We start from the raw sequence: 15,365 nt of genomic DNA on the forward strand, positions 1-15,365 counted from the left end.
CGTAATGACTCGCCCGTTGGGCAGTTGACGGCGTGACCGTTTATGTTTGAATTGGATATATATTTTTATGAAAAACCAAAATTGTCACAAAACTATTACTTTTTTTGTGGATTTATAAGTGGAATTATGGCGAAGTTAAAAAATGAACGATGATAGTGGAAACATACCACATCGAGGGCGGGAGCTTCTTGACGTGTTGGCACGGTTGGGCGGCTCTGCACGCAACACCCAAATCGCCCAAGTCATGGATGTGTCCGAAGAAACCGTTCGCCGTCTTGTCAAAGCGCTCGCACGCGAAAACATGGTCGAACGTGTTCACGGAGGGACGTATCTGTCGCGGGCGCAGGACACGCCAATGTTCTCTGGGGCGCTCGAACATAATGCGAAAGAGAAGACCCTTATTGCAAATCGGGTCAGCCAGATCATCGAAGACGGAATGGTGATATTCGTCTCGGTAGGCTCGACCATGACGCATGTTGCGGAACAGCTCCGCGATCATAAGGACCTTTTGGTAGTGAGCAATTCGCTGTCGGTTATCGCATCTTTGGCAGATCACAACGGTACGCGCGCCATTCTTGCCGGAGGCGAAGTCATCCGCTCAGAACGCGGAAGCTTTGGGCGTGCCGCCGAGCAACTGGCGTGTCAGTATAGCTATGACGCCATTATCTGTGGTGCCGATGCCTTGTCTCTGAAAGGCGGAGTGCTGACCTCGAATCTGCTGGAAGCCGAGCTGACACGCGCGCTTTTGGACAACACCGCACGTACGATTGTCGCAACGGACAACACAAAATTTGGAGCGCGAGCGGCCAATATCGCTTGTCGGTTTGATCAAGTGACCGATCTGGTCACAGATATTACCCCACCCGCCAACTTTGGTTCGGCGCTGCATGAGGCTGGGGTCAGGGTCCACGTCGCTTCTGAAAGGGGTGGAACCAGCAATGGCGCAAGTGCAGATGATGCCAATGCCGCCATAGATGAAGAAAACTAAGAAACAGAGCTATCTTTAGGGAGGTTATCATGAAGAAGCTTTTGATGTCCGGAGCCGCATTTGCGACTCTTGGAAGTGCTGCCTGGGCAAATTGTCCGACTGCGACGGTGGTAGATATGCAAGGCCTGACGGATGGGGCATATCCTCAGCAATTTGATCTGTCTGAATTCCAGTCCGCAGGAAATTGTACGCTTGGATTTTCGGAAAATCCATCTATCGCAGATCTCAACGGCATGATCCGAGGCAACGAAGCCCTACCAGCAGTAGCGGATCGGTTGCCAGCTGATCCACTGGTTATCGTGCCCTACGACAGTATTGGTCAGTATGGTGGCCAGCTGGACGCGCTGTCCAACGCTACGGAAAGCGGTACATCCGACTTCTTGTCTGTGCGCCACGTCAATCTGTTCCGTTATTCCGACGACTTGCAAACCTTGGTGCCCAATGTTGCGAAGTCCTGGGAATGGAATGACGCATTCACCGAGCTGACGGTTCATCTGCGTTCAGGTCACAAATGGTCGGATGGCGCGCCATTTACATCCGCAGATGTTGTCTTTTGGTATGATAACCTGATGATGGACACCAACGTTATAGCCGAAGCGAAGGACTACGCGCTGGCAGGTGGTGAACCGATGAAGGTTGAGGCGCTGGACGATACTACCGTTCGTTTTGCGCTGGCAGCGCCGAAGCCGGGTCTGACAGAGACGTTCTCTTTCACGTATGTTCAGCCCTTCCAGCCAAAGCATTTCTTTGAACAGTTCCATCCGGCTCTGGATGCAAATGCGGACGCCAATGCACAAGCACTTGGATATGAGAACGGTTATGAGCTGATTAAAGCTTATTACGGTAATTCCGACTGGATGGACACGCCATCTCCGATGTTGACCGCGGGTGATAAACTGGCAGGTCTGCCCAAGGATGCGATGCCAACATTGGAAAGCCACATTCTGGTCAAGGAAAGCACAGAGGGGCGCCACTACGTTGCGAACCCATATTTCTTCCAGGTGGATACGGCAGGAAACCAGCTGCCCTATATCTCTGAGATGGATGAGACCTATGTTCCAGATGAAGAGGTGCGGAACCTTAAACTGTTGAACGGTGAGGTGGATTACAAGTCGCAGGGCGTAAACCTGACATCTGCTCCGGTTCTGTTGGAAGGTCAGGAAAGCGGGAACTACACTTTAGAAGTGAAGCCGGCAATTGGCTACCCGGTGCTGACGTTCAACGTTACTGCTGAGGATGAAGCTAAAAGAGCGATCTTCAATGACATTCGTTTTAGAACAGCGATGTCGGTTGCGATGGATCGCAATCAGCTAAATGAGGTAACCGCATTCGGTCTTGGTGAGCCAACACAGTATATTGGTTTTTCTCCACGTCCGGATTTCATCGACGAAAAGTGGTCGAACTACGAGATCAACTTTGATCAGGAACGTGCAAATGCTCTTCTGGATGAAGTTGGCCTTGTTGATCAGAACGGAGACGGTTTCCGCGATCTGCCAAACGGTGATCCGTTTGTGCTGGACTGGCAGTTCTCGACGCAATCCGCATCGGCTCAACTGGTGGAACTGATCGCACAGAATTGGAAAGATGTGGGCGTCAACACGGCAATCAAAGAGGTTACCTCGGATGAGTTTCGTGCCGCGCAATCGGCAAACACTCTGGACATGGGCATGTGGCTCAAAAGCCAGCCAGCCGGTTCGGTTCTTGGCGATGGTGAAATCTGGGTACCGCCGTTTGACGGGTATTTCGACGTGCGTACCGGTATGCTGTGGGCGGAATACATCAGTTCAAATGGGGAAAATGGTGTGGAACCACCAGCTTGGGTTGCTGATCTGAAAGCGGCATTGGACACCTACCAATCCAGTGCGCCCGGATCAGACGCCTCGGTCGCCGCTGCGCAGAAGATGGTCGAGATCATGACTGGGGAGATGCTGTTCATTGGTACAGTTAATGCTCCGGCCCCGATCTATCATTCGAACAACCTGCAGAACTTCACTGAATTCAAAACGCAGTCCTACGAGTTCTATAGAACCTATCCGTACCGCCCTGCCCAGTGGTGGCTGTCGGAGTGATAGGCGTTTCAATCTAAGACAACGGTTAGGGGCGTCAGCGCCCCTTTCCACATGCTAGCCAGGAACTAAGAAATGCTCCAATTCGCTCGCTTTGCCGCCACGCGCGCAGTGATGGCTGTGGTCACTCTCGTGTTGGTCTCGCTCATCGTTTTTACACTGATGGAGCTTGTGCCGGGTGATTGTGCTGAACGCTATCTCGCCTACAAAAACACGCAGGGCTCGGCCATTACGTTGGCTGATATCGAGGCTGAGAGGGTAAGGCTGGGGCTTGATCGTCCTTTTCTGGTACGTTGGGCTACTTGGTTAAGCGGCGCTTTCCGCGGTGATTTCGGGGATAGCTGCATTTTGCGCGTCAATATCGCGCAACTTCTAGGTGACAAGTTTTGGATCTCTTTGTGGATCTGCTTGGGCTCTTTGACACTGGCATATATGATCGCAATTCCGGTTGGCATTATCTCGGCGGCGTCAAGGAACGCTTTCCTCAACAATTCCCTGCGGCTCGTCAGCTATTTGGGTCTGGCAATGCCGAACTTTCTGCTGGCGTTGATGGTGATGTTGTTTTCCACCGTGTATTTTGGGGAAACACTGACCGGCCTGTTCAGTCCTGAATATCGTGAAGCGCCCTGGTCATGGGCCAAGTTTGTGGATCTTTTGAAGCATGCCTGGCTGCCGATTTTCATTCTGGGATGGTCGGCAACCGCATTTGCTCTGCAAACCGTTCGTGCACTGATGTCGGACGAGATCGGTAAGCTTTACGTGACCGCCGCCGCCGCGCGCGGGATATATGGCCGCCGACTCTTATGGCGCTATCCCGCACGCCATGCGCTGGGGCCGATCGTCAACTCGCTTGGATTCGACCTGAACCGTATCTTCAATGAACTGCCCATTGTGGCCCTGATCCTGACACTCACCGAAGCTGGATCTCTACTGCTTGAGGCGCTGGCACGGTCGAATGACCAGCAGTTGGCTGGTGCGATCATATTCTTGCTGACAGCTGCCATCGTCACGCTGAACTTCGCGACCGACATCCTGTTGGCTGTAATTGACCCGCGCGTGCGCAAGAGCATTCTGAGGTAACGCCCATGTCTGCAAAAACGTCCACGAAAATTGACGATCAGAAGGCAAAAGAAGCTTACTTTACGGCTTCACAGCGCCAACTGATCTGGGCCAGATTCAAAAAACAACGGGCGGCCATGATTGCCGCTACAGTGCTGGTTGTATTGATCCTTTCAGGTCTTTTTGCACCATTTCTGTCACCCTATGATCCGACAATAGCGGGGCGGGATAAGGATTATTTGAATGGGGCCCCTCAGATCCCGAAATTCTGCGACAAGAATGGCTGTTCCATACGTCCGTTCCTGCACACTGTGACACGCGAACGATCATTGGCGACAAATTTTCGTTGGGTTGAGAAGGTCAACGAGGATGAACGCCGCTATATGGAGTTCTTCGTAAAGGGAGATAGCTACAGGCTATTCGGGTTTATCCCTGGCAACATCCATTTGTTCGGTATGGAGCAAGGATACGTTCATCTATTCGGAACTGATAGTGCGGGCAAAGATATCTTCTCGCGTACGCTTCATGCTGTCTGGACGTCGCTTCAGGTGGGAACTCTGGGAGTAGTGATCTCATTCGTTCTTGCGCTGATGATCGGGGGGATTGCTGGCTACTACGGTGGCGCGATTGACAGCGTGATCCAGATGATTACCGACGCGGTCAGGACGGTGCCTTCGATCCCGCTCTTTATGGCTATTGCGGCCTTTATTCCGCCCGAGTGGTCAGCCGAGACCAGATTTTTCGTTATTACACTGATACTGGGATTGGTCGGGTGGCCGACGCTGGCGCGAAGGGTGCGAACTCATCTGCTGACCGAGCGTAATCAGGAATATGTTTTGGCGGCTCAACTTTGCGGAGCATCTGCAGGGCACGTTATTCGGCGACATCTCCTGCCCAGCTTTACCAGCTATATCATCGTCGATCTGGTGATCTCGTTTCCGTATGTTGTTCTGTCGGAGACGGCTCTCAGTTTTATTGGGCTAGGGCTTAAGGATCCGGTCAATTCATTGGGAGTAATGCTCCAGAACGTGACCAAGGCGGACGTTTTATTGAACTACCATTGGTATTTTATTCCGGTCTTTTTCTTCATCGCTCTTGTCATGGCTTTCGTCTTCGTTGGTGATGGATTGCGTGATGCCGCTGATCCATATTCGGAGACCCGCAAATGAGCCTGATCGACGTCGAAAATCTTACGCTGCAATTTAAGACCGACGAAGGTTTGATCACTGCGGTAGATGATGTGTCTTTCTCGCTGGCGCCCGGCGAAGTCATGGGCCTTGTAGGGGAAAGTGGTTCTGGAAAGTCCGTGACTGCGAAATCTCTGATGAAGCTTAATCCGGGAAATGCGGTCTATTCTCCGGAAAGTCGGATTACCTTGCATCTTGATAGCGGCCCAGTGGATGTCATGAGCCTGAAACGCCCCCGCGATATGGAAATTGTACGGGGTGGGTCGATCTCGATGATCTTTCAGGAACCCATGGCCAGTTTTGCGCCGGCGATGACAGTCGGCAGCCAGATGGTTGAGCAGTTGTTGATCCACACTGACTTGTCCAAGAAACAGGCTAAAGAGCTATCAATTGAAATGCTGGACCGGGTCGGTATCTCTGACGCATCCACTCGGTTTGGGCAATATGCGTTTGAGATGTCCGGCGGTATGCGGCAACGGGCGATGATAGCCATGGCCCTATCGACCAAACCCAAGCTGCTGATTGCGGATGAGCCCACGACGGCCTTGGATGTAACCATTCAGGCGCAAGTAATAGATCTGATGAAAGACCTCGTGGCTGAGTTCGGCATGGGGATTATCTTTATCACTCATGATCTTGGCGTCGTCGCACAAACCGCAGACAAAGTGGCGGTGATGTATCTGGGCAAGATGATTGAGCAGGGACCGGTGCGCGAAGTTATTCGGAACCCATATCACCCCTATACCAAAGGTCTGATCGATGCCCTGCCGCAGTTGGATGACCTGGAGAAACCGCTCATGCCGATCCCAGGAGATATTCCGTCACCTCTGGAACGGCCTGCGGGATGTGTCTTTCACACCCGTTGCGGCAAGGTGATAGGCGACATTTGTCGCACTGTTGTGCCGCAATGGTCTGATACGGGCGAAAATCACCGCACCGCGTGTCACTTGTGCGCTGAAGGATAAGTGAATGAGTTCTGAATACCTAATCCAAACACGCGATCTTTCGGTTGGTTTCCCGGTGGGTGGCCAACTCTTCAATAGGCGGGTCCTGAAAGCGGTTAATCATGTAACTCTCGCCATCCCAAAGGGGTCGTTCTTTGGGGTGGTCGGTGAAAGCGGGTCTGGAAAAACGACATTTGGTCGTGCCCTGTTGAACGCGGTACCGATCACAGGCGGTTCAGCACATTATGATGATGGCGAAGTAAACTATGACCTTGGAGATCTGGCCGGAGCAGATCTTAAAGAATACCGGCGAAGGGCACAGTTGATTTTTCAGGATCCCTACGCAGCGTTGTCGCCACGCATGACGGTGCGCGACATTATCGCTGAACCTCTTGAAGTTATGGGGCTCTGTAAGTCGCGTGATGAGGTGGACGAGCGGGTTCGCGAAGTGGCCGCGATGTGTCGGCTCAATATCGAACACCTGCGCCGTTTCCCACATGCGTTTTCCGGGGGTCAGCGTCAGCGTATTTCGATCGCTCGCGCACTGGTGTCCAGACCTCGGTTTGTTATTGCAGATGAAAGTGTCGCAGCTTTGGACGTGTCGATTCAGGCCGATATTTTGAATTTGCTTAAGTCGTTGCAAGATGAAATGGGCCTGACTTACCTGTTTATCAGCCACGACCTGTCCGTGGTCGCACATACCTGCGATCATGTGGCAGTAATGTATCTTGGTCAGATTATGGAAAGTGCCCCGACGCGGCAGTTGTTCGAGGCACCTCGGCATCCCTATACGAAGGCGTTGTTTTCGGCGATCCCTTCTCTGGACCCCGATGATAAAGGAAAAGTGCAGCGGTTGGAGGGTGAGATCCCATCGCCGACAAACCGCCCAACAGGATGTCAGTTCCACACACGATGCCCCTCTGCGACAGACCTGTGTAGACAGAAAGAGCCTGAGATGGAGATATGCGAAGCCGGCCATTCCGTTTCCTGTCACCGCTGGCAGGAACTTCAGACCGCAGTCTAAGTTAAGTTGGATTGCGTCCCGTTCTCCGTTGTGTACCGCAATATAATCGTCTGTGGGAAGTGATCGAATTTCATCAGGACGAATGTTGCGCTGATAAGGGAGGCGACCCAAACCGACCGGTTTTTAAGGCGCCGCCTACCGATTGAGTGCCGCCGCAGGGATGTGTTTTTGACAGTCGATAGTCCGATTTGATAAGGCGGCTGTTGATCAGCCGCCTTTCCGTCTCTGCATTATAGGTGCGATTACTCGCCCAATGCGATGCCCTCGCGACGCGGATCTGCGCCGCCCTCCAATCCGGTAGGACTGATTTTGATCATATGCAATCCACTGGTCAGTGCGCGGCTGTTGGTTTCAAATCCCATTTCTTCCAGCGCCGGAGCCAGGGCTTCGGCATCCGTCCCTTCTTCGAGATCATATGTGCCAAACCGATTGATCAGATGAGGAGCGGCTGCGGCGCTTTGGACATCCATGTCCCAGTCCAATACGGAAATAATAGCCTGTGCCACATAACCGATGATCCGTGACCCGCCCGGTGATCCAACCGCTAGAACCGGCTCTCCGTCCTGCATTACAATCGTCGGTGCCATTGATGATCTTGGTCGTTTTCCCGGTGCAACTGCATTTGCAATCGGGACACCATCACTATGTGTGGCAAACGAGAAATCGGTCAATTCGTTGTTCAGCAGAAAGCCGCCCTTGGTCATTAAATGTGAACCAAAACCTGTTTCGATGGTCGTGGTCATCGACAACACATTTCCATAGCGATCTACGATTGAAATATGAGATGTGGAGGGCATCGACATATCGATATTGTCGGCCCAAAGCAGCACGTGGTCGAACTCGGGTTGTCCATGTGAGACGGTATCCAGCGCCGCTGGGCCTTCTAGTAACGATGCACGGTCTTTCAGGTAGGTTTCGTCCAGCAGGCCGCCAACCGGAACTGGAACAAAATCGCTGTCTGCGATATACCGCCCACGATCAGCAAAAGCGAGCCGCGAGGAATCCCCGATCAGACGCCATGCCTCTGGGCTTTCGGGGCCCATCGCGGCAATATCATAAGGTTGCAAATGGCCAAGGATTTGCCCGACACTTAGGCCCCCCGATGATGGCGGTCCCATACCGCAGACCTCAAAGCTCCGATATGTCGCGCAGACCGCAGGTCTTTCCACCACACGGTAGTTGGTCATATCCAGCATGCTAAGAACCCCTGGGTTGCGTACGGCCCCACGCACTGTTGCCACAATATCCTCGGCAATTTCACCCGTATAAAATGCATCGGCCCCTTCGACCGCAAAACTACGTAGAGTTTGCCCGTAGGCCTGGTTCTGCAGATGATCGCCAACCTGTAGTCCTGCGCCATCGGGCATGAAATATGCAGCTGTTGACGGCACTTGACTGAGTCGCTCAGCATCCCACTCGATCATACCTGCAAGGCGGGGTGTAACTGTGAACCCGTTTTCGGCCAAGTCTATTGCATCCTCAAACAAAGAGGGCCAGTTTGCGCTGCCCCAGCGGCGATGCGCGTCTTCCATAAGGGCAGGGGTGCCTGGCACGCCGACCGAGATGCCACCGATGGCCGCGTCATAGAACCCCCGTTTTTCGCCCTCAGCGTCCTGAAACAGACGTGGATTCACTTCAATTGGAGCTGTTTCGCGGCCATCCAATGTGGTCAGTTCACCAGTTTCGGCATCAAACCAGACAAGAAATGCACCACCGCCCAGCCCCGAAGACTGAGGTTCTACCAATCCAAGTACAGATTGTACGGCGACCATGGCGTCCGCTGCAGTTCCGCCTTTTGACAAAACACGAGCGCCAGCTTCCACAGCCAACGGGTTCGCTGCCGAGACCATCCAGTCTGAAGCGACAACGGGCTGCCCGGCATCGCGCTTTACCAAGGCGGCTTCAGCGCGCTCTGACAGTTTGTCCAGTGCACCGGTGGTGGCTGCTTCAGGTGCGACCGCGTCTGTGGTCTGTTGGGCGAAGGCAGTACTGTTCAATAGCGCACTCAGAATTACAGCAGAGGCTGCTAGACCGCGCTTTTGTTTTGGGGTGTCATTCATCGTTGGGTTCCTCCAAGAACGCATTAAAGCAAACAGTTGGGCAAAAAAAATTGCGAACCAAGTAAGAAATACGATCACCGTAATGATACTGATCCAAAAGACAACGCAACAAATTCAATGTGGCGACTACATACGGGCCCGGGGCAATTCGAAAAACGTACGGGGCTTTGAACGAGGCCTTCTGCACGGTTCTTTAAAGAACCGTCTGTTTAACTTATAAAAATGCAGACAGAAAACGTGGGTGGTTCTGCATTGCATTCCAGAGTTTTTCTTGGATTGGCCCGTTCAAGTGATGGTTTCTGTGGCGAAGGGAACGCCTCTCTCTTCGAGCCGCTTCAGATAGCCGCTGACCTTTTCAAGACCGGTTTTAAGAATTTCAGGGTTGTTGGCGTAACCGATACGTAACCAACCCTCCATATGCAGAACTGAGCCAGGTGTGAACATCACCCCAGTTTCTTCCAGCAGTGAGACACAGAATTCGCGAGACGACATATCGAAATCGTATTTAAGCAACGCGGTGGTGCCCGCCTGTGGCTTGACATAAGAAATCCTGGGTTCATTCGATACCCAATCATCAAGGATTTGTAGGTTTCCGCGGGTAATACGGTGGCTGCGCTCCAGAATGCGGGATTTGTTTTCCAGCGCGAGGGCGGCGAAATAATCGTCAAGCATTCCAACGCTGATCGTGTTGTAATCGCGATGGATGGAGACCGCCTCCAGCACCTCCGTTGCCGCTGCGATCCAACCCAGTCTCAATCCTGCCAGCGAAAAGGTCTTGGACATACCGGCCACGCTGATACCTCGTTCATAGAGGTCCGCTATCGCGGGGCAGAATCCGTCGCCGGTTTGGCTGGTGCCACGATACACCTCGTCACACAGCACATAGGTCTGACTGCGCCGGGCAATCTCAATGAACTGCTCCAGGTAGCCTGCATCCATCAATGCGCCGGTCGGATTGTTGGGGTTATTGATTGCGATCAACTTTGTGTCTGGTCGGATCAAATTGGCGAATTCATCGAGATCGGGCAAAAAGCCGATTTCTGGCCGCAGGTGAAGGATATCAACTGTGGCGCCATAACTCTCGGGGATCGAATAATGCTGTTGATAGGTTGGCCGGACCGAGATCACGTGGTCGCCCGGTTCGACCAGCGTTTCATGGACCAGCGCATTAGCCCCGATTGCCCCGTGTGTGACGACAATATTTTGGCGCTCTTGCCGTTCATAAAGCGTCGCAATCGCATCACGCAATCGGTCAGACCCTTCGATCGCGCCATAGGTCAGCTTCATTGGTTTGAGATCGTCAAGAACGTCGGAGTTTTTGCCGGACAATTCCAAAAGCTGCTCGATTGTCAGAGATGCAACACAGGTTTCGGCCAGATTGAACTCGCAATGGTTCTCGAATTCATTCATCCAGATCTCAACGCCAAAAGGCTTGATTTTCATCTCATCTCTCCTTGTTGCTCAGTCCTTGCGCCTGAGGAAGCTTTCAGATGCCACAAACCATGGCGATGCCCTCAAGGCCCAAGCCGACTGAACGGAAATATACTGACCTGGTGTAGTCAGGTAACCGAGCCTTGCCGCAGGGCAGTGAACCCAGATCGCCACTGTTCTGATCCGACGATCATCCATGGTCAACCCTTGCGATTCTTATCTCCGCCGCTGCCTCCAGTGGCTCAACCGATTTCCTCAAAATAACGTACAGTCGCCGACAGGCCCACCAGCACCTCGTATCGAGGGGCGCCCATCGCTTATCGGTTCGGGTTTGCATCCGACACGCACCGCCCCTTGTAGGGGAAGAGCGAAGTCAACAACGCCAGACGTCCCCAGACAATACCCAAATGCGGTCTGAAAAACTTATACGAGGAGAAGGCCAGAAAATCATAGCCCAGTTCTTTAACGTCGACCAAGTGATGCGGCGCAAATTGCACCGCATCTACAAAGACTAACGCCCCTGCATCTTCCACCGTCTTCCCGATGTTGATTGCCGATCTAGAAATGTACGGACAGACCAGCCAAGGGCTTCTGGATTGGAGGTGCGAACTTGGTCAGATCGATGCCTTCAACCGCTGTTTTGTATTCATCCAGCGTTGGTGTACGTCCCAAAATTGCCGATAGGACAACAACAGGAGTCGAGCCCAACAAGGATTCACCCTTTTTGGTTTCGGAATCCGCAACCACCCGGCCTTGGAACAGGCGTGTCGATGTGGCTAGAACCGTATCCCCTTTGGCTGCTTTTTCCTGGTTGCCCATGCAAAGGTTGCAGCCCGGACGTTCAAGATAAAGGATGTTTTCGTATTCGGTACGGGCCTGGACCTTAGGCGCAGCATCGTCAAACTCAAATCCGCAATACTTCTGCAGAATTTCCCAGTCGCCCTCTTCCTTCAATTCATCAACAATATTGTAAGTCGGAGCGGCCACGACGAGCGGAGCCTTAAATGTGACATCGCCCTGATCAGCCTCGAGATTGCGCAACATCTGAGCGACGATCTTGATATCACCCTTGTGCACCATGCATGATCCAACAAACCCAAGGTCCACTTTCTTTTCTGCGCGATAGAATGAAATCGGGCGGATGGTGTCGTGGGTATAACGCTTTGAGACATCCGCATTGTTGACGTCTGGGTCCGCGATCATTGGTTCAACGATTTCATCCAGATCGACAATGACCTCGGCAGCGTATTTGGCATTTTCATCGGGTGTCAACGCGGGTTTCTCGCCCGACCTGATCTGCTCGATGCGCTTGTCCGCGATCTCGATCAAGCTGTTGAGCATCCGGGCATCGTTCTCCATGCCCTTTTCGATCATGATCTTGATGCGCGATTTGGCAATCTCCAGTGACTCGATCAGGGTCTCGTCGTTGGATATGCAGATTGAAGCTTTGGCTTTCATTTCCGCAGTCCAGTCGGTGAAGGTAAAGGCCTGGTCCGCCAACAGCGTTCCAATATGCACTTCGATGATCCGACCCTGGAATACGTTATCACCGTGTTGTGCCAGCATCTGCGCCTGTGTCGCATGAACCACGTCGCGAAAGTCCATGTGATCAGCCATCTTGCCCTTAAAGGTCACTTTTACGGATTCAGGGATTGGCATGGTGGCTTCACCTGTCGCCAGAGCTAGAGCCACGGTGCCAGAGTCCGCGCCAAAAGCGACACCTTTGGACATCCGGGTATGACTGTCACCACCAATGATGATTGCCCAATCGTCAACAGTAATGTCGTTGAGAACCTTGTGGATAACGTCTGTCATCGCGTGATAGACGCCCTTTGGATCACGACCGGTAATCAAGCCAAATTTGTGCATGAAAGCCATCAATTTGGGCGTATTGGCCTGCGCTTTGGCATCCCAGACAGAAGCCGTGTGACATCCCGACTGATAGGCCCCGTCGACCGAAGGAGAAAGGACCGTAGCGGCCATGGCCTCAAGCTCTTGTGCCGTCATTGGTCCGGTTGTGTCCTGACTGCCAACGATGTTGACGCGCACCCGCACGTCAGACCCTGCGTGCAGCACCTTGTCGGACGCTACACCCAGTGCGTTTGCGTTAAAGATCTTCTCGACCGCGGTCAGACCTTGATCTTCGACGCTGATTTCCTTTGAAGACGCAAAGACCTGCGGTGCTTCGATCCCCAGAGTTTCAGCGGCGAATGTCTGCAGTTTTTTGCCGAACACGATGGCATAAGACCCACCAGCCTTCATGAACTCCATCTTTTGCGGTGTGAATGATCCGGCCATATCGACCAGTTCATCGCTGCCATCTTCGCTAAATAGTTTCTTTTGCTTTGTGTCGATTGTCAGAACGGTTCCGGTCGCAACCGAGTATTTCTGTTCGAGCACCGGGTTGCCGTCATTGTTCGGGATCGGCTTGCCGTCTTCATCCGTCTTTCTGACCCAGTTCTTAAGGTCCACACCGATCCCACCGGTCACGCCTACCGTGGTCAGGAAAATGGGAGAGATGCCATTCGTTCCCGCCACGACGGGTGCGACGTTGACAAACGGAACATACGGGCTAGCCTGCTTGCCGGTCCAAAGGGCCACGTTGTTAACCCCAGACATGCGCGATGATCCGACGCCCATCGTGCCTTTTTCAGCGACCAGCATGACACGTGCATCTGGATGCTTAAGTTTCAGTGCCTCAATTTCTTTTTGAGCGTCTTCCGAAATCAGACACTTGCCGTGCAGCTCACGATCAGCGCGGGAATGTGCCTGATTGCCTGGGCTTAGGAGGTCGGTTGAGATATCGCCCTCTGCAGCCACATAGGTGACAACTTTGATTTCTTCGTCGACCTCAGGAAGCTTGGTAAAGAACTCTGCCTTGGCGTAGCTGTCCAGAAGGTCTGAAGCTATGGCATTGCCTGCCTCATAGGCCGACTTGATGCGATCTGTATCGACCTCGTAAAGAAAGACCTGAGTCTTGAGCACCTCAGCCGCATCGCGCGCTGTCGCTTCGTCGGTGCCCAGTGCAAGGTCAAGCAACACTTCGACCGACGGGCCGCCTTTCATGTGGCTCAATAGCTCATAGGCGAAAGCTGCCTTGATTTCCTCGACCTCAACAGTGCCCAGAATGATCTCTTTTAAAAATTGCGCTTTTTCACCCGCGGCGCTCGTGGTGCCGGGCAGGGTGTTATAGATAAAGTGGTGCAGGCATTCATCGCGGTGCGCACTGCCGGAGTCTCTGATATGGTCAATAACTTCGCGGGTCAGTGCACCGTCATCGATGGGCTTGGGGCTGAGACCCTGTTGCTTGCGGTCTTCAATCTCGGTCAAGTAGTCGTTGTAGAGGCTCATGTTATTTTTCCGCATCTCTGGCATGCTATGGGGCGATATTCGTGGCGGCATAATTGTCGCTGGATCAGTATAGTATACTTTCGTATACATTAGATTGACGGAGTTCAAGCGCCGGATTGCCGCATATTATATGAAAATCCTTTAGGCCATCTCGAATCCCGGTGCATTCCCTCTAAGTTTTAAGATTGCAGGGAATGGGCAACGAAAAGGTGGGCGCAATTCTCAAAGCCCTAGAGACAACCCTTTTCTACCTGCGATTAGTCAAGGTTACCTGCCGTTAAACAGCGCTTTTGCGATCGCTCCAGGTGCCGAGCAATGGGGGGTGAGGGCGCGGTTCATAGACCCAATGTGCAGTGCATAGAATACAGTGTTGAGGCCAGCGCGAAGGCGGTGCTCCCATTCTTGAGTATCCGCAACCACGCCCTGTTCGGTGGTCACAGCCCCGGTTAAAACCTGATCAGGCAAAGCCAACCGCACCTTGGCAAGCCACGGAATGCCTGACACATCGCTATCACAGAGGATGCAGGATAAGAGGAGTTCATGTCGTATACTCGTTTTGCGATCTACTATGTTCCACCCCAGGGGCCGTTTGCCCGTTTCGGGGCATCCTGGCTCGGTTGGGACATTATCAGCGCGTGTGAAGCGCCTTTATTCGATTTTCCCGGTTTGGATGGAATCACGATGACGCCGCGCAAATATGGCTTTCACGGAACGTTGAAACCGCCATTTCGGTTGGCCGGTGACAGCACAGCCGAGGAACTGCACATGCGCGTGGCAGAGTTGGCGTCGGGGCTTGCTCCAGCGAAATGCGACGGTTTGGAACTGACCAGACTTGGCCGCTTTTTGGCGCTGATACCGCGCGGCGAATCTAATGCGTTGCAACGGGTCGCTGCGGCCTGCGTCCAAGACTTGGATGAATTCCGAGCGCGCTTGTCTGTGGCAGAACTTGAACGGCGGCGGCGACCGGGGATGAGTGCCCGTCAGAATGCCCTATTGACCCAATGGGGTTACCCGTATGTGATGGACGAATTCCGATTCCACATGACCCTTACTGCACGGTTGCCCAAGCAGGATATTTCGGACTGGACAGAAACGATATTGAAGTCTCTGCCTGAGCTGCCGGTTCCGTTTGTTGTTGATCAGATCGCGTTGTGTGGTGAACGCAAAGATGGGCGGTTTGAGTTGATTCATCGCTACAAGCTCGCGGGTTGAATCAGATTGCCTTTCAATCTTTGATCCGAAGCTTCGATAAACG

At 52.9% G+C, this 15,365-nt stretch carries 12 protein-coding genes; 7 read left to right on the forward strand and 5 right to left on the reverse strand.

What is annotated here, in order from left to right; genetic code table 11:
• The first annotated feature begins 142 nt into the window (after positions 1-142).
• The 6 genes from G7G_RS0120935 to G7G_RS0120960 all read left to right on the forward strand — a co-directional run bounded on the left by G7G_RS0120935 (position 143) and on the right by G7G_RS0120960 (position 7,268).
• On the forward strand, positions 143-988 hold the full coding sequence (locus G7G_RS0120935; RefSeq protein ID WP_010443433.1) for a DeoR/GlpR family DNA-binding transcription regulator: 846 nt from the start codon (positions 143-145) through the stop codon (positions 986-988).
• A gap of 29 nt (positions 989-1,017) precedes the next feature.
• Positions 1,018-3,057 carry an ABC transporter substrate-binding protein gene (locus tag G7G_RS0120940; protein ID WP_010443434.1) on the forward strand — a complete coding sequence of 680 codons (2,040 nt, stop codon included), beginning with the start codon at positions 1,018-1,020 and terminating at the stop codon, positions 3,055-3,057.
• Positions 3,058-3,129: 72 nt separating this feature from the next.
• Positions 3,130-4,134: an ABC transporter permease gene (locus tag G7G_RS0120945; protein WP_010443435.1), complete on the forward strand. Its 1,005-nt coding sequence runs from the start codon at positions 3,130-3,132 to the stop codon at positions 4,132-4,134.
• A 5-nt stretch (positions 4,135-4,139) separates the two neighbouring features.
• Positions 4,140-5,282 (forward strand): ABC transporter permease, encoded by a 1,143-nt coding sequence (locus G7G_RS0120950; protein WP_010443436.1) that lies wholly within the window; start codon positions 4,140-4,142, stop codon positions 5,280-5,282.
• The gene (locus G7G_RS0120955; protein ID WP_010443437.1) at positions 5,279-6,265 is read left to right on the forward strand and encodes an ABC transporter ATP-binding protein; all 987 of its coding nucleotides are present in this window, start codon (positions 5,279-5,281) and stop codon (positions 6,263-6,265) included. Before G7G_RS0120950 ends, G7G_RS0120955 begins: the two co-directional genes overlap by 4 nt.
• A gap of 4 nt (positions 6,266-6,269) precedes the next feature.
• Complete coding sequence (locus tag G7G_RS0120960; protein WP_010443438.1) at positions 6,270-7,268, forward strand: ABC transporter ATP-binding protein; 999 nt, start codon at positions 6,270-6,272, stop codon at positions 7,266-7,268.
• A 242-nt stretch (positions 7,269-7,510) separates the two neighbouring features.
• Here G7G_RS0120960 and ggt read toward each other — a convergent pair whose 3' ends face one another.
• The 5 genes from ggt to G7G_RS0120985 form a co-directional block, all read right to left on the reverse strand.
• Positions 7,511-9,328 carry a gamma-glutamyltransferase gene (gene ggt, locus G7G_RS0120965; protein ID WP_010443439.1) on the reverse strand — a complete coding sequence of 606 codons (1,818 nt, stop codon included), beginning with the start codon at positions 9,326-9,328 and terminating at the stop codon, positions 7,511-7,513.
• Between the two features lie 285 nt (positions 9,329-9,613).
• The gene (locus G7G_RS0120970) at positions 9,614-10,771 is read right to left on the reverse strand and encodes an aminotransferase (protein ID WP_010443440.1); all 1,158 of its coding nucleotides are present in this window, start codon (positions 10,769-10,771) and stop codon (positions 9,614-9,616) included.
• A gap of 305 nt (positions 10,772-11,076) precedes the next feature.
• On the reverse strand, positions 11,077-11,340 hold the full coding sequence (locus G7G_RS24800) for an aminotransferase class V-fold PLP-dependent enzyme (protein WP_083829043.1): 264 nt from the start codon (positions 11,338-11,340) through the stop codon (positions 11,077-11,079).
• Positions 11,318-14,110 carry a bifunctional aconitate hydratase 2/2-methylisocitrate dehydratase gene (locus tag G7G_RS0120980; RefSeq protein WP_010443442.1) on the reverse strand — a complete coding sequence of 931 codons (2,793 nt, stop codon included), beginning with the start codon at positions 14,108-14,110 and terminating at the stop codon, positions 11,318-11,320. The genes G7G_RS24800 and G7G_RS0120980 overlap by 23 nt, the downstream gene beginning before the upstream one ends.
• 267 nt (positions 14,111-14,377) lie before the next feature.
• Positions 14,378-14,614 (reverse strand): hypothetical protein, encoded by a 237-nt coding sequence (locus G7G_RS0120985; protein ID WP_010443443.1) that lies wholly within the window; start codon positions 14,612-14,614, stop codon positions 14,378-14,380.
• A 36-nt stretch (positions 14,615-14,650) separates the two neighbouring features.
• Here G7G_RS0120985 and G7G_RS0120990 point away from each other — a divergent pair, with 36 nt between their 5' ends.
• Positions 14,651-15,322: a DUF1045 domain-containing protein gene (locus G7G_RS0120990; RefSeq protein WP_010443444.1), complete on the forward strand. Its 672-nt coding sequence runs from the start codon at positions 14,651-14,653 to the stop codon at positions 15,320-15,322.
• Positions 15,323-15,365: the final 43 nt, after the last annotated feature.

Source organism: Ruegeria conchae, assembly GCF_000192475.1.
Classification (GTDB): domain Bacteria; phylum Pseudomonadota; class Alphaproteobacteria; order Rhodobacterales; family Rhodobacteraceae; genus Ruegeria; species Ruegeria conchae.